The sequence below is a fragment of the Fictibacillus enclensis genome, from assembly GCF_030123385.1.
Lineage (GTDB): Bacteria > Bacillota > Bacilli > Bacillales > Fictibacillaceae > Fictibacillus_C > Fictibacillus_C enclensis.
Map to the genome: position 1 here is coordinate 672,895 of NZ_CP126109.1, position 20,062 is coordinate 692,956.

The following is a 20,062-nucleotide window of genomic DNA, read 5'->3' on the forward strand; positions in this document are numbered from 1 at the left end:
ATTAGGAGGCTGACATGGAAAATCAAAGTTATAAAAATCATGCGAGGGTGCATCCTCTGTATCATTATGTACTGACCATCTTTATTCTGGGTTCGCTCGGCACGGCGGTTACTTACTTCATTGGTGCATTGATTGAGTGGAGAAACATCAATCTGGCAGTGGTCCTGCTGCTGATGGCCGGATCGCTTGTCATGATTTTTGTTCTTGTTCGGATTTACCCGCTAAAAGCACAGGACCGGGCCATCCGGGCAGAAGAGAACCTGCGGCATTACGTGCTGACCGGCAAACTGCTGGATCAGCGGCTGTCCGCCAGGCAAATCGTCGCACTGCGATTCGCGAGTGATGAAGAACTTCCTGCACTGAGCGCGAAAGCTGCGGAAAACAATTGGAGCACGAAAGAAATCAAGAAGGAAATCACGAATTGGCGGGGAGATTATTATCGAATCTAGTAAAAAAACAGCTCACTGAGCTGTTTTTTGCTGATTTTTGGGTTGAGCAGGCAGGCAAGTGGCCTAGTTGAAAATCGGTTGAGCCAAATACGAGCCAGTATCGGAAACTTACAGACCGGAATTCACTTTTTACTGGCGGAAATGAGAGATTTACTGGCCGAAATTGGAATCTTACTGTCCAAACCCGTATTATGGTAAACTGCCGATCTTCAATCCAACAAAAAAGGAAAGCCCGCGGGCTTTCCTTTTTATATCCTATTAAAATGGTATGATCGACAGCCCAATGGCCACCAGAATCATCACAAGGGTGGATCCGCACGCCCATTTCAGGAAGCCGCGCTGCAGATCTCCAAAGTCTTCGCCGACCATTCCCACAAGCAAATACGTGGATGGAACGAGCGGACTCAACAGGTGAACCGGCAAGCCCATCAGGGAGGCGCGTCCGATCATGGCAGGGTCGATGTCATATCCAGCAGCAGCCTTGGCAAGGAGCGGAAGCACTCCGTAGTAAAACGCGTCATTGGACATGAAGAAGGTAAATGGTGCACTGATAATGGCGGTAATGATTGCAAAGTGTGATCCAAGGCCATCAGGAATATGTGTAATCATGGAGTTGGCCATCGCATCGACCATCTTTGTTCCTGTTAAAATTCCTGTGAAAATACCGGCTGCGAACACCATGGTGACAACAGACAGTGCATTATCCGCATAGTGTGCGACACGTTCCTTCTGATCTTTTAACTTCGGATAGTTCAGGGTGATAGCGATTGCAAAGCCAACCATAAACAGCACAGTCGTTGGCAGAAGCTCTTTAATCAAGGCAACCAGCAAAAGAATGGTTAGCGCATAGTTGATCACAATAAGCTTTGGGCGTTTAAGCGCAAGAACTTCAGGATCGACAGTGGCTGCCTGCATGGCCATTGTGCTGTAGTCAATCTCTGCCACACCAATTCGTTTCCGTTCTTTTTTACCAAGAACATAGGACATGAACAGCACGAAGATGACGCCGCCGATCATGGAAGGAATGACCGGAGTAAAAATGTCGGACATTTCGAGCTTCAGAGCAGTCATCGCTCTGGCGGTCGGTCCGCCCCATGGAAGCAGGTTCATAACGCCGGAAGCAGATACGGCAATACCGGCCAAAACGAGAGGTCGCATGCCAATTCGCTTATACAGCGGAAGCATGGCGGAAATCGTAATCATATAAGTGGTGGTTCCGTCACCGTCAAGGGAAATCAGGAGAGCAAGAACCGCGGTACCAATCGCAATCTTTACCGGATCGCCTTTAGCAATTTTTAAAATTCGTGAGATGATTGGATCAAATACGCCGGCATCGATCATAATGCCGAAGAAGAGAATGGCAAACAAAATCATGATTCCTGTCGGAGCTACATCTTTTATTCCTTGAAGAGCCATCGGTCCGATATCTTTACCGAAACCGCCAATCAATGCAAAAATAACTGGGATCACCATCAGGGCGATCATGGCAGATAAACGTTTTGTCATAATTAAAAACATGAAAGTAAGGATTAATAAGAAACCTAATAATGCGAGCACGGTCTTCACCTCTTTCGTAAACTAACCACAGTGTAAACGAAATTTTCTGACATGAAAACGTTTACAAAATAAAGTTATTAACGTACTTTAGTGTCATTTTGTACATTAAGTTCACCAAGGAGGATAAGAAAGAGGTGGCTGCTGCTCAGCCACCCTTTACACAGGATAATATTTCTTCTCAGGGCGGCCGACGATGCCATAAACAACTTCAGTCCTGAGCTCATTGACCGACGACATGTATTCCAGGTAACGCCGCGCGGTAATCCTTGAGGCGCCAATGGCATTTCCGACTTCCTCGGCGGACATGCCGCTTTGCTGCGTCTCCAGAACGGCTTTCACTTTTTTTAGCGTAATTTCATCGATGCCTTTTGGGTAGCCAGTTCCTTTTTTGCTCTGTTCCTGTTTGGATTTTTCGAAAATCTGGTCTACAATATCCTGGTTTACTGGGCCGTTTACGGACAGAAGCGCATGCTTTTTAATAAAGCTCTGAATCACTTCTTCAAAGCGTTCCTGAGTGACAGGCTTGATCAAATAATTGTCTACTCCATAGGCGAGCGCTTTCTCAAGGATTTCTTTGTCGGTGGCAGCGGTAATCATAATAATGGTGATTCTGGGAAAACGCTCACGGATAACAGGAAGCAGCTCGGAACCCGGCATATCCGGCAAATAGACATCAAGTAAAAGCAAATCTGGATTTGTGTCCGTCAGCAATTGAAGGGTATTTTCTCCGGTCAGCGCCTTTCCCACAACGCGAATTTCGCTGAATTTCTGTAAAAACTTTTCATGAATACCGGCAATCCGAAAATCATCTTCTGCGATGGCTGCCTTGATCAATTTCATCAGCTCCCCTGGTTGTTCTTTGGAAGGTACACTGTAAATACCGTGCCGTTTTCCGGCTGGCTGTGTACCTCGATAATCCCATTCAATTCTTTTACTGCTTCATCAGCATTAGCCAGTCCATATCCCCGCGGCTTGCTTCCCGTTTTCGAGGTATAGCCCCGGTTAAAAAGCTGAGGGATTTCCTTTTCTTCGATGCCTGTTCCATTATCCTCGACTTCAAAAATGATATCGCTGCCAATATCGGTGACAAACAGCTTTACAGCTGGAGATTCCATACCCGACACAGCGTCAAAGGCATTATCGATAATATTTCCGAGGATAACAATCAAATTGGACAGTTTGATATGCTGCGGCAGCACTTCCAGCGTACTGTCTGGCGCGATTTCGAACTGGATTTTCTTTTCGGATGCTTTTCCGAGTTTGCCCAAAAGAATGGCTTGTACTTTTGTATCTTGTATTTGCCTGAAAACGACGGAATGCTGCAGCTGAAGTAATGTGGTTTCATTTTTGATCATATCAATCGCCTCTTCATATTCTCCAAGCTGAAGAAGACCATACAGAACATAAAGCTTATTTGTATATTCATGGGTTTGTGAACGCAGATCATCAGAATACTGTTTCACTTCAGAAAGTGTATTGACCATCTGTTCGATCTCGGTTTTGTCACGGAAAGAAGCTACAACCCCGGTAATTTCACCGCTTTTATTCTGGAGCGGCGTACAGTTCACGATCACTGTTTGGCCTTTCCAGTACATTTCCTTGTCGGGCTCCGGGCTGCCGTGCTGCATGACTTCATAAAGATAATCCGACGGAAAAAGCCCGTCCACTTTCATATTCCGGACAGAACCTTCAATGTTGAGAAGCCTTTTTGCCGGCTGGTTCATGTTGGTGATTCGCCCATCCTTTTTAATAGCGAGAATCCCTTCTTTTACCGAATGGTAGACCGCATTTTTTTCCTTATAGAGAGCTGCAATCTCATAAGGCTCCAGCCCCATTGTGTCTTTTCGGATGTTCCGGGATAACATGAAGCTTCCGAGAATCGAAACGATAAGTGCAAGAAAGGACACGACTAGTACCTTTTGCAAATTGTTCGTAATCTGTTCGTTGATATCCTCCAATAAAAAACCTACCGATACAAGGCCGATAATCTCGCCCTGTTTGTTATATATCGGAGCTTTTCCTCTTAATGAAGGTCCAAGTGACCCTTTTGCTCTTGAAACATAATACTTTCCCTGTAGAGCTCTTTTATTGTCGCCGCCCTTCATTTTCTTGCCGATTTCGGACGGCACGGGATGGGAATACCGGATGCCTTGCCGGTTTCCTACAACAATAAATTCAGCGCCGGTCGACTTGCGGATTTTTTCCGCAAGGGGCTGTATCGTTTTAGCGGGATCATCTGTATCGAACGCCTCGATTACCGAGGGCATGAAGGAAAGGGATTTTGCCAGTTCAAGGGCCAGCCTTCCTCTATTCTCTTCAATCTGGTTGCTTTCTTTATAACTAAAATAGCCGGTCAGCAGGACGATCAAAAAGAATCCAAATAAGAGCACCAGCCCGAGGATTTTGATCTGCAGCGATACTTTTACGGCTTTCAGGCGGCATCCCTCCTCTGTATCTTCTACTATTACTATACGCCAACAGTCTTGCTGTCATCAAATGGAGTGTCGGAGGGAAGGCAGACTGCATGGAGGGTGCACAGGTACTGCAATACCCGCGGAAATGGTGGATTTACCCGTCATTTTTTGAGAAATACGCGCCACCATTTCAGACAAAATACACGCTGGAACCAGATTATGTAAACTGAGCCGGGCAACAGAACATATCAAAAAAACCGGCTCTCGTGGAAGAGCCGGTTTTCAAGTTTACAGCTTAAATGAACTTTTCAGGGAAACGATACGGTTGAACACAAGCTTAGCATGGGTCGTGTGCTTCGGATCCACATTGAAATAGCCGTGGCGGAAGAACTGGAATTTGTCCTGCGGTTTGGCATCTTTCATGTTTGGTTCGATAAAGCCTTGTTGGATGGTTAACGAATTTTCGTTGACAAAATCGATGAACGTTTTGTCTTCACTTTCGTCAGCGGCCTTAAGGTCCTCATCACGAATCAATGGCTCATACAGACGAAACTCGGCAGGAAGAGCTTGTGTGGCTTCCACCCAGTGCAGCGTTCCTTTAACTTTACGGCCGGTAAATCCAGTGCCGCTTTTTGTTTCCGGATCGTACGTGCAGCGCAGCTCCACGACTTCACCGTTTTCGTCCTTGATCACTTCTTCGCATTTAATGAAGTAAGCATGCTTCAAACGCACTTCATTGCCTGGGAAAAGGCGGAAATATTTCTTAGGCGGGTTCTCCATAAAGTCCTCGCGTTCCACGTAAATCTCACGGGAGAACGGAATTTGGCGAGTTCCCATCTCAGGGTTTTCCGGATTGATCTCCGCATCAAGCATTTCAACCTGTCCTTCCGGATAGTTGGTGATGACAACTTTAAGCGGATCCAGCACGCCCATCGTACGCGGTGCCTTCAACTTTAAATCTTCACGTACAAAATGTTCGAGCATGGCCTCATCTACTGCACCGGAGCCTTTCGAAACACCGGTTGCCTGTACGAACTCACGAATCGCTTCAGGAGTATAGCCTTTGCGGCGCAGTCCGGAAATGGTCGGCATGCGGGGGTCGTCCCAGCCGTCCACATAGCCTTCCTCAACCAGTTGTTTCAGCTTTCGTTTGCTCATCACCGTGTTTTCGATGTTCAGGCGGCCGAACTCGATTTGCTGCGGCTTGCTTGGCATTTCGCACTCTTCAACAACCCAGTTGTACAGCGGGCGCTGTTCTTCAAACTCGGTCGTACAAAGAGAATGCGTCACCCCTTCAATCGCATCTTCAATCGGATGTGCGAATGCATACATCGGGTAGATGCACCACGTGTCCCCTGTATTATGATGAGTGGCATGGGATACACGGTAGATGACAGGGTCCCTCATGTTGATGTTGCCAGAAGACATATCGATCTTAGCGCGGAGCACCTTTTCACCGTTTTGGAATTCGCCCTTGCGCATGCGATCGAACAGGTCAAGATTTTCTTCGACTGCACGGCTGCGGTACGGGCTGTCTTTTCCAGGTTCAGTCAATGTCCCGCGGTACTCACGGATCTCCTCAATGGAAAGGTCATCCACATACGCTTTTCCTTTTTTGATCAATAGGACGGCGCGTTTGTACATTTCCTCGAAATAATCGGAAGCATAGCGGAGGTTCTCCCATTCGTAGCCAAGCCATGCGACGTCATTTTTAATGGAGTCCACATACTCCTGATCTTCCTTTAAAGGGTTTGTATCGTCAAAACGAAGATTGGTTTGTCCGTTGAACTCATCTGCGATTCCAAAATTGATCACAATGGATTTGGCATGCCCGATATGCAGGTAGCCGTTCGGTTCCGGAGGGAATCGGGTGACAACGGTATCGCGTTTTCCGGACTCCAGATCCTCTTTAATGATGCTTCTTATAAAATTAGAGTTTTCTTCCATCCCGTATCAGCCTTTCTATTAACATTTCTATCCGTACATTATATCACTCACAGCAAGGAAACAAAATTCCCGTTGGTTACCTTAGCTATTATAAACAAAAAAACAGCTTAACTCCTCATCCATTCTATGTTTTTTTATATTTTTTATAAAAAATTTTAAGTGAAGGCAGGAAAAATGAAGTGGAAGAAATACGCTAGACGGTACATATAGAATGATGTAAAATATTTTCAGAATATTGATTTTATTTACAATGTTTAAATATTGTAGGGATGTTCTTTATAAAAAAGAGGGGGATGGAAACATGAAGAAGAGGAAATTGGCAGGGATCTTACTTTCTCTATCATTATCCGCAGGAGTGATGGCGGGCTGCGGTGCGGCATCGACAGGAGGTTCTGGGGGCAAGGAGACCATCAAAGTAGGAGCCAACCTTGAACTATCAGGTGGCGTAGCGTCCTATGGACAGTCGATTGCCGAAGGGCTTCAGCTTGGATTGGACGAGCTGAACAAAAAGGGAATTGACGGAAAGAAAATTAAACTGGTCAAAGTAGATAATAAATCAGAGGCGGCAGAAGCGACAAGCGGATCGCTTAAACTCGTCAGCCAGGATAAGGTGGCGGCTGTGATCGGGGCTGCGACGAGCACCAATACACTTGCACAGGTGCAAATTGCCCAGAGCAACAAAGTACCTTTAATCACACCAACAGGAACGAACCCGGAAATTACAAATAAAGGCGGCAAGGTTAATGATTATGTCTTCCGGACATGCTTTATTGATCCGTTCCAGGGAACAGTGGCCGCAAACTTTGCGACAGACAAGCTGAAAACGAAAAAAGCGGCTGTCTTTATCGACAGTGCGAGCGACTATTCCAAGGGGCTTGCGTCCGCGTTCAAATCTGCCTATAAGAAAAATGGCGGATCCATTGTGGCCGAGGAAGCCTATGTGGCAAAAGATACTGATTTCCGTGCGACGCTTACCCGTCTGAAAGCAGCCAAGCCAGATTTCATCTTCCTGCCTGGCTATTATGAAGAAGTAGGCTTGATCATCAAGCAAGCGCGTGAAATCGGCATTGAGGCGCCGTTCATGGGCGGAGATGGCTGGGATTCTCCGAAACTTGTAGAAATTGCCGGTCCAAAAGCGCTGAACAATACGTACATTACCAACCACTATTCTTCAGGAGATCCGGATAAGAAGATCCAGGATTTCGTCAGCGCATTTAAGAAAAAATACAAAGGAAAATCACCGGATGCCTTTAGTGCGCTGGGCTATGATACGGCATACTACCTTGCGGACGCCATTAAGCGTTCCGGCGATGCAAGCCCTGAAAAAATCGCAAAAGCACTGGCAAAAACAAAAGATCTGTCTCTTGTTTCCGGAAAACTGACGCTGGATAAAAACCACGATCCGATCAAATCGGCATCCATTCTTGAATACAAAGACGGCAAGCAGGAGTTTAATACAAAGATTAATCCATAAGAGCAAGTTGGAATAGGGGGCTCCGTCCCCCTATTCTCCGTTTTAAGCTTTTATACAATAAAGTGCTGCAAGTGTGCAGTGTGAAAAATATGATTTCTCAAGGAGAGACTGAGATGGAATTGATTCAACAGCTGGTGAACGGAATCTCACTTGGCAGTATTTACGCCCTGATTGCCTTGGGTTATACAATGGTTTATGGAATCGTCAAGCTTATCAATTTTGCGCATGGCGATGTGTTTATGGTTGGTTCATTTGTTGGCTTTTATTCGATTACAGTGCTTCATCTGCCATTCATAGTTTCATTGATTCTTTCCATGGCCGTATGCGCCGTATTTGGCGTGCTGATCGAGCGCATCGCCTATAAGCCGCTGCGAAATGCGACAAGGATTGCAGCGCTGATCACAGCCATCGGGGTTTCGCTCTTGATTGAATACGGATTTATCTATGTGCGCGGTGCGCAGCCGGAAGCGTATCCGGGAGATGTGCTGCCAGAGCATGCGATTCATATTTTTGGAGCTAAGATTAACAGCCAGTCGCTTTTAATTCTTGGTGTATCCGTTGCCCTGATGATTATTCTTCAATTTATCGTACATAAAACAAAAATCGGGAAAGCGATGCGTGCGGTATCTTTTGATGCAGAGGCTGCACGGCTGATGGGCATCAACGTGGACCGCACCATTTCCGCTACCTTTGCTATCGGATCGGCGCTTGCCGGTGCTGCAGGCGTTGTTTTCGGAGTTTACTATATTAAGATTGAACCTCTAATGGGTGTTATTCCTGGTCTTAAAGCCTTCGTTGCGGCGGTGCTTGGCGGCATTGGAATCATTCCTGGGGCGATGGTAGGGGGATTGCTGCTCGGTGTTATTGAGTCACTGGTCAGTGCTTTTGGGTATTCCTTATGGCGCGACGGTGCAGCCTTTATTGTTCTTATTTTAATTCTTATCTTTCTTCCTTCAGGACTGTTTGGAAAGTACAAAAGAGAAAAGGTATAGGAGGGAACAGGAATGGCGATTTTTAAACAGGCGAAATTCTTTTGGGCATCGATTGTTGTCTCCCTCGTACTCTTTGCGGTTGTACAGCTTTTGATAACCGGGGGAATGTTGAACCTCTTTTATGTGAATACACTGGTCTTTATTGCGATTAATATCATTCTTGCTGTTTCACTGCATTTGATTATTGGCATTACCGGGCAGTTTTCGATCGGGCATGCCGGCTTCCTTGCCGTAGGGGCGTATGCCTCCGGAATCATTACGATGAAGCTGGAGCTGCCCTTCGTTACAGCACTGATCATTGGCGGCCTTGTGGCTGCACTCGCAGGTTTTATTATCGGGTTTCCGTCCTTGAGGCTGAAAGGAGATTACCTGGCCATTGCGACCCTTGGATTTGGGGAAATCGTTCGTATCTTGTTTTTAAACTTGGATTATGTCGGCGGCGCAAGCGGGATGCAGGTTAATCATTTGACCACATGGCCGTGGGTGTTCGGCTGCATGCTAGTTGCCATCCTGGTCATCGTCAATTTCACCAACTCCACTCATGGGAGGGCGTGCATCTCCATCAGGGAGGATGAAACCGCAGCGGACGCGATGGGGATCAACACCACCTACTATAAAGTAACTGCTTTTGTGATTGGTGCTTTTTTCGCCGGTGTGGCCGGAGGATTGTATGCGCACAATTTCTATATTATTCAGCCGTCCAACTTCGGCTTCTTGAAGTCATTTGATATTTTGATATTTGTTGTGCTTGGCGGGCTGGGCTCTCTGTCAGGATCGGTCATATCCGCCATTCTGTTAACTGTCATCTCCACATTCCTTCAGGATTATCCTGAAACGAGGATGATCATCTACAGCCTTGTTCTTATTGTTGTCATGCTGTACCGTCCTCAAGGCTTGATGGGAACGAAAGAGATCACCTCTGTTTTCAGCAGAGGCCAGAAATTAAAAGGAGGGAAGAAGGATGGAAAAGGACAAACCGTTGCTTAAAGTGGAGAACGTCGGAATCCGCTTCGGGGGCCTCCGGGCAGTCTCCGATGTGAACATCGAACTGTATCCCGGCGAGATGGCGGGCTTAATCGGGCCGAACGGTGCGGGGAAAACCACCTTCTTTAACATGCTGACAGGGGTATATGTGCCGACGGAAGGACAGATTGTTCTGAACGGTAAAAAGCTGAATAACCTGCCTCCGTATAAGATTACGAGAAACGGCATCAGCCGTACGTTTCAAAACATCCGTTTATTCGGTGAGCTTTCCGTGATCGATAATGTTAAAGTGGCTTATCATTCTCAGGCAAAGCATACACTGTTCAGTTCCATCCTTCGTCTGCCGACCCATTTTGCGGGTGAGCATGAAATGGAAGAGAGGGCAACGGAGTTTTTAAAGATTTTCAGCCTCGACCGGTTCAAGAACGAGAAAGCCAAAAACCTGCCGTATGGACAGCAAAGGCGGCTTGAAATCGCGCGGGCGCTAGCCGCGAATCCAAAGCTCCTGCTGCTTGATGAACCTGCCGCCGGAATGAATCCGCATGAAACCAGAGAGCTCATGAACCTGATTGCCTTTATCCGGGAGCGGTTTGATCTTACCGTTCTTTTGATTGAACATGACATGCCGCTTGTCATGGGGGTGTGTGAACGCATCTTCGTTCTTGATCACGGACAGCTGATTGCAGAAGGCACGCCGGCTGAAATCAAGAACAATCCGAAAGTCATCGAGGCGTATTTGGGCGAGGAGGTTTCGTAATGCTGAAAGTGGAAAACATTAATGTATACTACGGTAACATTCAGGCGCTCGACGGGATTTCCCTCGAAATTCTAGAGGGGGAGATCGTGACCTTGATCGGGGCAAACGGAGCGGGAAAGAGCACGTTGCTAAAAACCGTTTCCGGCCTGTTAAAGCCCAAGCAGGGCAAGGTCATATACGAAGGCAAAACCATCAACGGAAAGGCCGCACAAACCATCGTAAAGCAGGGGATTTCCCACGTACCCGAGGGAAGAAGAGTATTTGCCAACATGACAGTGGAAGAGAACCTGCAGCTCGGAGCTTTCCTTCGCAAGGATAAAGAAGGAATCAAGCAGGATCTTGAACGGGTATACGAGCTGTTTCCGCGTCTTCTCGAGCGGCTGAAACAACAGGCAGGAACGTTGTCAGGGGGAGAACAGCAAATGCTCGCCATGGGCCGTGCCTTAATGGCGAAGCCGCGATTGCTGCTGCTGGATGAGCCATCGATGGGGCTTGCACCGCTCCTGGTCAAAACCATCTTCCGCATCATTGAAGAAATCAACAAAGCGGGAACCACAATTCTCTTAGTGGAGCAAAATGCGAATTTGGCGCTTTCCATCGCCAACCGGGCATACGTCGTGGAAACAGGAAGGATTGTCCTTTCTGGTGATGCGGCAGAACTGACCTCAAGTGAGCAAGTAAAAATGGCATATCTGGGCGGACATTAGGCCGCTTATTGAACAAGGGGCTGTTCTGAAAGTCAAAAATCGACCTTCAGGCAGCCCGTTTTTGAGCTTCCATGAAAAGTTGATTGTAGTGGAAGGTGCGAGACTCCTGCGGGACTAGCGTGACAGGTGAGACTCCCGCAGACGCTAGCGCCAAAAGGTAGGCGTTCACGCCGGTAAGGATCACCGGACGCCCTGCGAAAGTAGGCGTTTACGCCGGTAAAAGCGAGCGACCTGGAACGAAAATCAACGGTTTTCAGACTTCTTGGACAACCCCCTTTATCATGCTTTCCAGAACAGGAGCGGGCAAACATTACCCCCTTTTCTTGTGCGGCACGCAGTTGTAACGTTATAATTCACAAAAAAGCTCTTTTGGCAGAGAGGAGGACGAAATGAAATATTGGTTATACCGGCTGGCGGCATCGGACCCGGGCAGAAAACGGCTCCGTACAGCGAGTAAAGTAACACTGAGTGTAATCAGCTCAGTAGGGGTTATGCTGTTGATCGTTTTAAACGCTGGCGGCCAGGTTACCGCTGCGATTTTTGCGGGAGTAATCGGAATGATGGGGATTCTGGTGGTGAATGATGATACCGAAAAAGAGAAGAAGGCAACGACACTGCTCATTGGAATTTCCAGTGCGTTCTCTGTAGGTTTTGGCTCCTTACTGGCAAAATGGGGCTTTGCAGCTGACTTTTTTCTTCTGCTAGTTGTCTTCCTTGCACTGTATCTGCAGCGGTTTGGCAGCCGGTACTTTTCCATTTGCATGATCGCTTTCATGTCCTTTTACTTTGTTGCCCTGTTAAAGGTCGGCTTTCCCCAGGTTCCATGGCTTCTGCTATCGATCCTGACTGGAATCACCTTTGCCTATTTATATAATTTCATCCTGATTAAGGACAATCCGGATGAAGTGCTGAAACGGTCGATGGACTCTTTTCATATTCAGGCCAATTTAACACTGTATCTTGTCAGTGATATTGTCAGGGATATCAATCTTGAAAAGAAGAGGCTCGCCAATTTGGACCGTAATGTACAAAAGCTTGGAGATTACGCACGGGTGGTGTCGAATGAGCTGGGTTCTACCGATCCTGGATGCATCTGGCCGGGACTGAGTACAACTCAAATGCGTTTGTATATCTTTGATACCGCCATGCTGATGGAAACTCTGTCTCCGACCATCCGCCGGTTAAAAGAACACCATGCCCTGCAAAACACAGCTATTCGTGCCGCGCTCTTGCAGGTCATTCAATCCATCCGTGAGGCAGAAGTTCTCAACACCAATCAGATGCACCACCTGGAAAATGCAGCGGCGAGTGTGCAGTCATTGCGCAGTCTGCTCAGAACACTGAAGCCGGATGAAACGAACCGGGAATGGCTTTATCTGATCCGGAGGCTGGAGTCGATTGCCAACCATATCATTGATGGTGCATTCGAGCTTCAGCAGTCCCTGCAGCAGGAGAATAAACAAAACAATCCGGATACGGGCAAAGAGAATGATAATGAAGAGGAAAAGAAGGATGAAGAGGAGGCAGGACTCCGGCCCACAACAAAAAAAGCAATCCAGGCCGTCATCGCTGGAGGGTTAGCTATTTTGGCAGGGCACCTTTACTCACCTGCACATCAATATTGGATATTGCTTTCGTGCTTTGTTGTCCTTCTTGGGACTGAAACCGTGGGAGGTACGCTTGTTAAGGCCCTGCAGCGGAGTGTGGGTACCTTTTTGGGGGCGATTGCAGGCTTTCTGATTGCCCTTTTCTTAACAGGCATACAAGATGTTATCGTACTTTTCTTTTGTGTTTTCATGGCCTTTTATTTGCTTCCGATTTCGTACACATTGATGATGTTCTGGATTACAATGCTTTTGGCTTTGATGTACGATATCCTACTTGGAGGCATTACCGAACAGGTGATGGCTGCACGTGTGATCGATACCATTGCAGGAGTGGGACTGGGTTTTATTGTATCAGCTCTTATTTTTCCACAGAAAACGAGAGATAAAGTTACTACCTCAACCACTGATTACCTGGATGCCTTAAAAGAGTACGTGAACCGCTATATCGATCGTTTTAACAAAGAGCAAACTGACTATAACCTGGCAGATCACGCCCTGGAGCTTGATCAGAAGCTTCAAACTCTGATTACAGATGCAAGTCCGTTGTACAGGGGATGGTTCGGACGTACCGGTCTTCAACAGCAGTTAACTGTATTAACTGCAGCAAACTTCTATGCCAAGCAGCTTGTGGCTTCTTCAACAAGAAAGAGCCTGCTGAATACGAACAGCCAGTTTGAAGAGCTGCTGGATCATGTTCAACGCTCGCTGTCTGGCAATATCGAAGCGCTCAGCTCAGCTGTCAAAGGGGAAAGCCAGGTCCGTATTGTCGATTTGGAAAAAGAGCGTGAGCAGCTCGAACGAATTCCCGAAGAGTCCAAATCCAGCGAACAGGATATGATCAATCATCTTCGTCTGCTTCATAACATCCACTATGTTTGGAGAATTAATGAGTCGATCGTTTATTTGGCCAAACAGCTTGGGGCCGAATCTGAAAAAAGTGATCAGAACGCAGCAGGAGAGCGCGGGGCTGCACAATTGTAACAGGTCTTCTGGCCGGAACCCTGTTCAGGGGGATACTTAAAGTTGCAGTATTGGCATGTCCGATACTGCTTTTTTCGCGCACGGATGGTTGCCACCAGTGTGTTTAAAATTCTTTCCTGGCGTTCTTTTGCAGTTGACGACTCCAGGACATGCCACTCAATCAGGTGGCGTTCAACAGGAACCGGTAGTGAACCGGCGGGGTTTTCAGACACGGAATGATAACCGATTCTAAGGCCTTCCTCTTTGCGGCAAATAAAAAAGGTCGGGTTCTGTTCACAAAAACCTTCAATAGTAAACAAAAAAACATTCCCTTCCGCCGGCTTCTCCAACGTGTCTATTTGCTCCCGCTGCATGAGGCGGGACAGCCAGCGGACAGCCTGCGCCTTGGAAGATTTCATACGCACGATCCTCTCAATTATAGTTTAATAGAACGAAAGAACTAGATAGTTATCAAACAATTTCGACATATTGTATCAAATTTCCTTTGTTTTGAAAAGTTGTCCTTATTTTATTTTTAAGGTCTTTTAATACTGAAGGAAGGGAGTAAAGAGATTTTAAAGAAAGATACATTAATACATAGTAAAAGGAGTCTGGTTATGAATATTATCGATTTTCATTGTGACGCATTGTTAAAGTTATACGAATCAAAAGGCACGTTAAGCTTCGCCTCAGCACCTCAACTGGAAACAAACAAGGAGAGGCTGAAGCAGGGAAAGGTGAAAATCCAATGCTTTGCCATTTTTATTGAGCCCGAAATTCCTTCTGATCAAAAATATCAGGCGGCACTGGGGCAGGTCGATTTGTTTTACAGTGAGGTATTAAGGAAAAATCCGGAGATGAAACATATTCGCAGCTGGGAAGACTTTGATCTTCTCAAGGATGGGGAAATCGGGGCAATGCTTACGCTTGAAGGAGTGGATGCCATTGGTAATGACCTGTCCAAACTGCATATTCTCCATCAGTTGGGCGTAATGTCTGTGGGATTAACCTGGAATACAGCGAACCTGGCGGCTGACGGGGCTGGTGAGCCGCGAGGAGGCGGCTTAACACTGTTTGGGAAGGAGGTCGTCCGGTTCCTCAATCAGCATCAAATGTTAACCGATGTTTCCCACTTAAGTGAGATGGCTTTTTGGGATGTTATGGAGACCGCAGACTATCCTTTTGCGAGCCATTCCAATTCCAAAGAGCTTTGTAATCATCCCCGTAATTTGACGGATGATCAGGCAACATCGATGTTTGAAAGGGGCGGTACGATCCACATGGTGTATAATCCGCCGTTCATTAACACAGATCAGTATACAGCCACTATACCGGATTTGATCAGGCATATTGACCGTTTCTGTTCACTCGGCGGCGTTAAACAAATTGGGCTTGGTTCGGACTTTGACGGAATATCCACGTTTATTACCGATTTGGAGAACGCTGCTAAAAGTCAAAATCTGATTAACGAACTGTTGAAGCATTACAGTGAGGAGCAGGTGCGAGGGTTTGCCTTTGACAACTTTATGAATCACCGTCCGCCTTTAAGAGAAGCGCGAAAATAGGTTTAGGCAGGAAACAGGTGCAGAATAAACGAAATGGTAGGAGAACGAATCCTTTAAATGGAAGGTGATTCTATGGAAGAACGTGCAGTGCAGTATCCAGTGCTGAAAGAAGGGGAGCCATTTTATTTTGAGGGGAGCAAGGTGGGAATCCTGGTGATTCATGGGTTCACCGGGTCCACTCAGAGCATGCGTCCATTGGGCGAGGCATACGCAGAAAAAGGGTATACGGTATGCGGTCCAAGACTGAAGGGGCATGGGACCCACTACGAGGACATGGAGCAGACGACATACCAGGACTGGATTGCTTCAGTTGAGGAAGGCTATGCCTGGTTAAAGGAACGCTGTGACACCATTTTTGTGACCGGCCTTTCGATGGGAGGAACGCTGACCCTTTATCTTGCTGAAAGATATCCCGACATAAAAGGAATTATTCCCATCAATGCGGCAGTGGATATCCCCAGTATGGAAGAGATGAATACCGCACAGGAACCACGGTTTCTCGATGCCATCGGCTCGGATATTAAAAAACCGGATGTAAAAGAACTTTCATATGAACGAACACCCCTACAGTCGGTTAAGGAAATACTGAAGCTCATGGATGAGGTCAGAAACAGGCTGGATCGTGTAACCTGTCCTGCATTCATTTTTGTTTCGGAAACCGACCATGTGGTTCCCCCACTGAATTCCCAGCTGATTTTGGAACAAATTGCTTCGGAAGAAAAGACGTTGCAATATATGCCCGACAGCTATCATGTCGCAACCCTTGATCATGATCAAGGAATGATTATTGAAAAAACGCTGGAGTTTCTGGAAAATCAGTTATTCTAAATGAAAAGGAAAAAAAGACCGTGCGATATGGGAAATCCGGATTCCATCGGAAGCGTGGTTTATATGAACAGTTACCTTGGATCGCATATTAAAACGCAAGGCTGGACAGATATGTCAGGCTTCTCTTATAAAGATGACCCGTTTCTATGAATATCACAACTACGGGCCGGGTGTTGCCTATAATGAGTCCAGAAGGCAATTGAGTGATGAAGAAGCGAAAAACTATACGGTTCAGCGTGTACTGAAGGGCTGGAAGCCAAAAGACAATCAAGAATAAATAAGAGCCGGTTTAGCTGTCGGGAAATTCCTGACAGCTTTTTTGTGTGAGATTGGAGATTTAATCATAAAAAACAAAGGAAAAGGCTAAAAAAACGGCCAAAAGGGGGAACAGTAAGTATTAGGATCGAAAAGGGATGGCTAAAAGGAGACGCCGGCAAGATGATTTCGTTGTGAGGAGAGATTAATGACAAGCTGTTTGAACACATATCTTTAGACGACGGCAGCAACTGATAAAAATTGGAGGGAACGTTGAAGTGCTTACTTTAATAAAAAATGGTGAAGTTTACAGCCCCAACCACCTCGGGCATAAGGATATTCTTCTCACGGGCAGCAAGATTGGATATATACGAAAACAGATTGATGTGCCGGAGGGATTTGTACCCATTCAGGAAATCGATGCAACGGATAAACTGATCGTTCCTGGCTTCATTGATTCACATGTTCATATTACTGGAGGAGGTGGGGAAGGCGGATTCAGGACCCGTACACCTGAGCTGATGCTTACGGATGCTACTACTTCAGGAATTACGACGATGATTGGGCTTCTTGGCACAGACGGAACGACAAGAACATTGGAGAATCTTCTGGCTAAAGCGCACGCGCTGGAGGAAGAAGGGATTACAACATTTATACATTCAGGTTCGTACCAGCTTCCCGTACGAACCATCACCGGAAAAATAGAAGAGGATATCATCTTTATTGAAAAAATTATCGGTGTTGGTGAAATTGCCATTTCAGACCATCGTTCATCCGTGCCGACCTATGAGGAATTGGTCAAAATCGCAACGGCTGCCCGTAATGGTGGATTGTTGACTGGAAAGGCGGGTATTCTGGAGGTTCATATCGGAAGTGGAGAGTCAAGACTGAAACCGATTGAGGAACTGATTGAACGTACGAATATTCCCATTATGCACTTTCATCTTACTCATATTAACCGTACAGAAGATCTTTTCCACGACGGTGTACAATACGCCAAAAACGGAGGATTTGTCGATTTCACTACGAGTACCATTCCGAAATTTCTTGAAGAAGGGGAAGTAAAGTGCAGTAAAGGGTTGAAGACCATGCTGGATCAAGGAGTTCCGATTGGCAATATTACCTTTTCATCGGATGGGCAGGCCAGTCTGCCCATATTTAATGATGATGGGGAGTTTAAAGGCCTGCAGGTTGGGAAAGTATCCTCGCTGTTTGAGGAAGTCAGAGATGCTGTGTTAAAGGAGGGAGTTACTCTCGAAGACGCTTTAAAAGTTATTACCTGTAACCCTGCCCAAGTGCTGAAGCTGAACAACAAAGGATATATTCATGAAAAGAAAGATGCTGATCTTGTCCTGTTGAAGAAAGATACCTTGGAAATTGATACGGTTATTGCTAAAGGCAGGATTATGGTTAAAGAGGGAGCCCCTGTTATAAAGGGAACTTTTCAATAACGCATTACTGGAGAAAGGGTTCTGTCGGGAAAAACTGACAGAACCCTTCAATATTTCCCTGAGATCTATATTATTCCCTCGGAAATAATCGAAATCCAGTGAAATATTGCCCAGGGTGACTTAGTAATACCAAAACATAAAGTTTCTCTGATGTGGACATTTGTTCTTTCTGTACGGAAAAACTTCTTGCATCTTGTTTCAAAACGCGCAATAATAAGAACTAAATTTTAGCGGATAAATTCCAACAGTAGGGGATGTTAACAATGAAAGTAGTAAAGTTCGGCGGTTCATCTTTGTCATGTGCGGAACAGCTAGCAAAGGTTTTTCAAATCGTGGTTTCCGATCCGGAGCGAAAAGCTGTGGTGGTATCAGCACCAGGAAAGCGGGATGCAGAGGACACCAAAGTGACGGATCTTTTAATAGAATGTGCCGCTTCCTATTTACAGGGAAAAGAAGATAATGAGGCGTTTGAAGCCATAGTTGGCCGTTATGAAAGCATCGCCAAAGAACTTCAGCTGCCCGGAGAGGTCGTGGAAGGCATTCGTGCCAGTCTTCTGCAGCTGTTAAACAGTGATCGCAGCAACCCGCAGAAGTATATGGATGCTGTGAAGGCAAGTGGAGAAGATAATAATGCCAAGCTTATCGCTGCCTATTTTCAGTTCAAAGGAGTAGAGGCCTCTTATGTGAATCCGAAAGATGCAGGCTTGCTCGTCACAGACGAGCCGGGAAATGCACAGCCGTTGCCCGAAACCTATGAGTCTCTTTACCGGCTGAGAGAACATGCCGGTATCGTGATCTTTCCAGGATTTTTCGGATTTAATGAGGAAGGGGAAATTGTGACTTTCTCCCGCAGCGGTTCGGACATAACAGGATCGATCCTCGCCAGCGGGATGAGAGCCGATGTTTATGAGAACTTTACGGATGTGGATGCCGTCTATTCCGTCAATCCAAACATCATTCGCCAGCCAAAGGAAATCATTGAAATTACGTACAGGGAAATGCGGGAGCTTTCGTATGCAGGGTTCTCGGTCTTCCATGATGAAGCGCTTATGCCAGCTTTCAGGGCGGGGATTCCTGTTAATGTGAAAAATACAAACCAGCCTGATAAGCCCGGTACAATGATTGTGAAGGAGCGTAAGCTTTCAAATGGGCCTGTGATCGGGATCGCCAGTGATGATGGCTTTTCAAGCATCTATGTCAGCAAGTATTTATTAAACAGGGAAATTGGATTTGGCCGCCGGCTTCTCAATATATTGGAAGACTTTCATTTGTCTTTTGAACATATGCCATCAGGGATTGATGACATCTCCATTATTTTAAGGCAGCATCAACTGAGCGAATCCGTCGAAGAGCAAATTGTTCAGCGTATAAAAGAAGAACTCCATGCTGATGACGTGAAAGTGCAAAGAGACCTTGCACTGATCATGATGGTTGGAGAAGGAATGAGAGAAACGGTCGGAACGGCAGCAAGGGCTTCAACCGCACTGGCGAGAGCCGGTGTCAACATTGAGATGATCAATCAGGGTTCATCTGAGGTCAGCATGATGTTTGGTGTAAAAGCCGGGGATGAAAGAAAGGCGGTTCAGGCAATGTACGAAGAATTTTTTGCAGGAGTGACCGTTTAATAGATGTAAAAAAAGAACAAAACAGGAGCTGTTTTGTTCTTTTTATGTCCAAAGCTGGGGCTTGGCTACCATGAACCAAAGCATGGAGAGCATCAGCGCCAGGTAAATCCAAATGGTTCTTTTCAACTTCGATGTAAGTTCGGCCCGTTGTTCTTCCGGGTCTTTAAATCTTCGGATCGTCGGGGAAAAAGCTCTTGCCAAAAAATACAGAGAACAAATTAGTATGACAATGGTGGTGAGCAGCCAGGAGGTGGTCCATGAACGTTTCGTGATCCACACAAGGAGCACACCGGTAACCACGAGTACGTGGCCCGCATGCTTTGCCAGCCGAACGGCAGCCCTAAAAGTATCCAGATATGCCTCCTCATGACCAGGACCTGCGACCTTTAATTTCTTCAGTAAAGGCAGAAGAATGAAAAAAGGGCCGACCGACAGAATGACACTAAATATATGAAGATATAACAAAAAGGGATACACCAGATTCATTTAT

Annotated in this window: 18 protein-coding genes; 12 read left to right on the forward strand and 6 right to left on the reverse strand. The window is 46.3% G+C overall.

The features are described from left to right. Positions 1-14 precede the first annotated feature (14 nt). Positions 15-449 carry a DUF6526 family protein gene (locus tag QNH15_RS03620; protein ID WP_061974508.1) on the forward strand — a complete coding sequence of 145 codons (435 nt, stop codon included), beginning with the start codon at positions 15-17 and terminating at the stop codon, positions 447-449. Between the two features lie 258 nt (positions 450-707). Here QNH15_RS03620 and QNH15_RS03625 read toward each other — a convergent pair whose 3' ends face one another. The 4 genes from QNH15_RS03625 to QNH15_RS03640 form a co-directional block, all read right to left on the reverse strand. Further along, positions 708-2,006 (reverse strand): CitMHS family transporter, encoded by a 1,299-nt coding sequence (locus QNH15_RS03625; RefSeq protein WP_283892659.1) that lies wholly within the window; start codon positions 2,004-2,006, stop codon positions 708-710. 156 nt (positions 2,007-2,162) lie between these two features. After that, positions 2,163-2,846 (reverse strand): response regulator, encoded by a 684-nt coding sequence (locus tag QNH15_RS03630; RefSeq protein WP_283892661.1) that lies wholly within the window; start codon positions 2,844-2,846, stop codon positions 2,163-2,165. Next, on the reverse strand, positions 2,846-4,375 hold the full coding sequence (locus tag QNH15_RS03635) for an ATP-binding protein (protein ID WP_430667122.1): 1,530 nt from the start codon (positions 4,373-4,375) through the stop codon (positions 2,846-2,848). Before QNH15_RS03635 ends, QNH15_RS03630 begins: the two co-directional genes overlap by 1 nt. Positions 4,376-4,708: 333 nt before the next feature. Next, positions 4,709-6,367 (reverse strand): glutamine--tRNA ligase/YqeY domain fusion protein, encoded by a 1,659-nt coding sequence (locus tag QNH15_RS03640; RefSeq protein ID WP_283892663.1) that lies wholly within the window; start codon positions 6,365-6,367, stop codon positions 4,709-4,711. A gap of 301 nt (positions 6,368-6,668) precedes the next feature. Here QNH15_RS03640 and QNH15_RS03645 point away from each other — a divergent pair, with 301 nt between their 5' ends. The 6 genes from QNH15_RS03645 (at position 6,669) to QNH15_RS03670 (ending at position 13,869) form a co-directional block, all read left to right on the forward strand. Further along, a complete protein-coding gene (locus QNH15_RS03645; protein ID WP_061974498.1) occupies positions 6,669-7,841 on the forward strand; it encodes an ABC transporter substrate-binding protein in 1,173 nt (390 codons plus the stop codon). Between the two features lie 113 nt (positions 7,842-7,954). Continuing rightward, entirely contained in the window at positions 7,955-8,833 is an 879-nt protein-coding gene (locus QNH15_RS03650; RefSeq protein WP_283892666.1) for a branched-chain amino acid ABC transporter permease, read from the forward strand. Between the two features lie 12 nt (positions 8,834-8,845). Next, the gene (locus QNH15_RS03655; RefSeq protein ID WP_283892668.1) at positions 8,846-9,820 is read left to right on the forward strand and encodes a branched-chain amino acid ABC transporter permease; all 975 of its coding nucleotides are present in this window, start codon (positions 8,846-8,848) and stop codon (positions 9,818-9,820) included. Next, positions 9,795-10,574, forward strand: coding sequence for an ABC transporter ATP-binding protein (locus QNH15_RS03660; RefSeq protein ID WP_283892670.1), 780 nt, complete (start codon positions 9,795-9,797; stop codon positions 10,572-10,574). Before QNH15_RS03655 ends, QNH15_RS03660 begins: the two co-directional genes overlap by 26 nt. Continuing rightward, complete coding sequence (locus QNH15_RS03665) at positions 10,574-11,281, forward strand: ABC transporter ATP-binding protein (protein ID WP_283892672.1); 708 nt, start codon at positions 10,574-10,576, stop codon at positions 11,279-11,281. Before QNH15_RS03660 ends, QNH15_RS03665 begins: the two co-directional genes overlap by 1 nt. A 389-nt stretch (positions 11,282-11,670) precedes the next feature. Further along, the gene (locus tag QNH15_RS03670; protein ID WP_283892674.1) at positions 11,671-13,869 is read left to right on the forward strand and encodes an FUSC family protein; all 2,199 of its coding nucleotides are present in this window, start codon (positions 11,671-11,673) and stop codon (positions 13,867-13,869) included. Here QNH15_RS03670 and QNH15_RS03675 read toward each other — a convergent pair. Further along, entirely contained in the window at positions 13,830-14,267 is a 438-nt protein-coding gene (locus QNH15_RS03675; protein WP_283892676.1) for a hypothetical protein, read from the reverse strand. The genes QNH15_RS03670 and QNH15_RS03675 overlap by 40 nt on opposite strands. A gap of 198 nt (positions 14,268-14,465) precedes the next feature. Here QNH15_RS03675 and QNH15_RS03680 point away from each other — a divergent pair, with 198 nt between their 5' ends. The 5 genes from QNH15_RS03680 (at position 14,466) to QNH15_RS03700 (ending at position 19,572) form a co-directional block, all read left to right on the forward strand. Continuing rightward, positions 14,466-15,413 (forward strand): dipeptidase, encoded by a 948-nt coding sequence (locus QNH15_RS03680; RefSeq protein WP_283892678.1) that lies wholly within the window; start codon positions 14,466-14,468, stop codon positions 15,411-15,413. Positions 15,414-15,485: 72 nt separating this feature from the next. Then, the gene (locus tag QNH15_RS03685) at positions 15,486-16,241 is read left to right on the forward strand and encodes an alpha/beta hydrolase (protein ID WP_283892680.1); all 756 of its coding nucleotides are present in this window, start codon (positions 15,486-15,488) and stop codon (positions 16,239-16,241) included. 76 nt (positions 16,242-16,317) lie between these two features. Then, positions 16,318-16,518, forward strand: coding sequence for a hypothetical protein (locus QNH15_RS03690; RefSeq protein WP_283892682.1), 201 nt, complete (start codon positions 16,318-16,320; stop codon positions 16,516-16,518). A 256-nt stretch (positions 16,519-16,774) separates the two neighbouring features. After that, positions 16,775-17,947 (forward strand): beta-aspartyl-peptidase, encoded by a 1,173-nt coding sequence (iadA, locus tag QNH15_RS03695; protein WP_283892683.1) that lies wholly within the window; start codon positions 16,775-16,777, stop codon positions 17,945-17,947. Between the two features lie 263 nt (positions 17,948-18,210). Then, positions 18,211-19,572 (forward strand): aspartate kinase, encoded by a 1,362-nt coding sequence (locus tag QNH15_RS03700; RefSeq protein ID WP_283892685.1) that lies wholly within the window; start codon positions 18,211-18,213, stop codon positions 19,570-19,572. Positions 19,573-19,614: 42 nt separating this feature from the next. Here the strand turns inward: QNH15_RS03700 and QNH15_RS03705 are convergent, their stop codons facing one another. Continuing rightward, the gene (locus tag QNH15_RS03705) at positions 19,615-20,058 is read right to left on the reverse strand and encodes a hypothetical protein (protein ID WP_283892686.1); all 444 of its coding nucleotides are present in this window, start codon (positions 20,056-20,058) and stop codon (positions 19,615-19,617) included. Positions 20,059-20,062 lie beyond the last annotated feature (4 nt).

Excerpts from the sequence above, each read along its gene's own strand:
- QNH15_RS03620 (WP_061974508.1), top strand. The coding sequence starts at position 15 with ATGGAAAATCAAAGTTATAAAAATCATGCGAGGGTGCATCCTCTGTAT.
- QNH15_RS03630 (WP_283892661.1), bottom strand. The coding sequence starts at position 2,846 with ATGAAATTGATCAAGGCAGCCATCGCAGAAGATGATTTTCGGATTGCC.
- QNH15_RS03640 (WP_283892663.1), bottom strand. The coding sequence starts at position 6,367 with ATGGAAGAAAACTCTAATTTTATAAGAAGCATCATTAAAGAGGATCTG.
- QNH15_RS03645 (WP_061974498.1), top strand. The coding sequence starts at position 6,669 with ATGAAGAAGAGGAAATTGGCAGGGATCTTACTTTCTCTATCATTATCC.
- QNH15_RS03650 (WP_283892666.1), top strand. The coding sequence starts at position 7,955 with ATGGAATTGATTCAACAGCTGGTGAACGGAATCTCACTTGGCAGTATT.
- QNH15_RS03655 (WP_283892668.1), top strand. The coding sequence starts at position 8,846 with ATGGCGATTTTTAAACAGGCGAAATTCTTTTGGGCATCGATTGTTGTC.
- QNH15_RS03660 (WP_283892670.1), top strand. The coding sequence starts at position 9,795 with ATGGAAAAGGACAAACCGTTGCTTAAAGTGGAGAACGTCGGAATCCGC.
- QNH15_RS03665 (WP_283892672.1), top strand. The coding sequence starts at position 10,574 with ATGCTGAAAGTGGAAAACATTAATGTATACTACGGTAACATTCAGGCG.
- QNH15_RS03670 (WP_283892674.1), top strand. The coding sequence starts at position 11,671 with ATGAAATATTGGTTATACCGGCTGGCGGCATCGGACCCGGGCAGAAAA.
- QNH15_RS03675 (WP_283892676.1), bottom strand. The coding sequence starts at position 14,267 with ATGAAATCTTCCAAGGCGCAGGCTGTCCGCTGGCTGTCCCGCCTCATG.
- QNH15_RS03680 (WP_283892678.1), top strand. The coding sequence starts at position 14,466 with ATGAATATTATCGATTTTCATTGTGACGCATTGTTAAAGTTATACGAA.
- QNH15_RS03685 (WP_283892680.1), top strand. The coding sequence starts at position 15,486 with ATGGAAGAACGTGCAGTGCAGTATCCAGTGCTGAAAGAAGGGGAGCCA.
- QNH15_RS03700 (WP_283892685.1), top strand. The coding sequence starts at position 18,211 with ATGAAAGTAGTAAAGTTCGGCGGTTCATCTTTGTCATGTGCGGAACAG.
- QNH15_RS03705 (WP_283892686.1), bottom strand. The coding sequence starts at position 20,058 with ATGAATCTGGTGTATCCCTTTTTGTTATATCTTCATATATTTAGTGTC.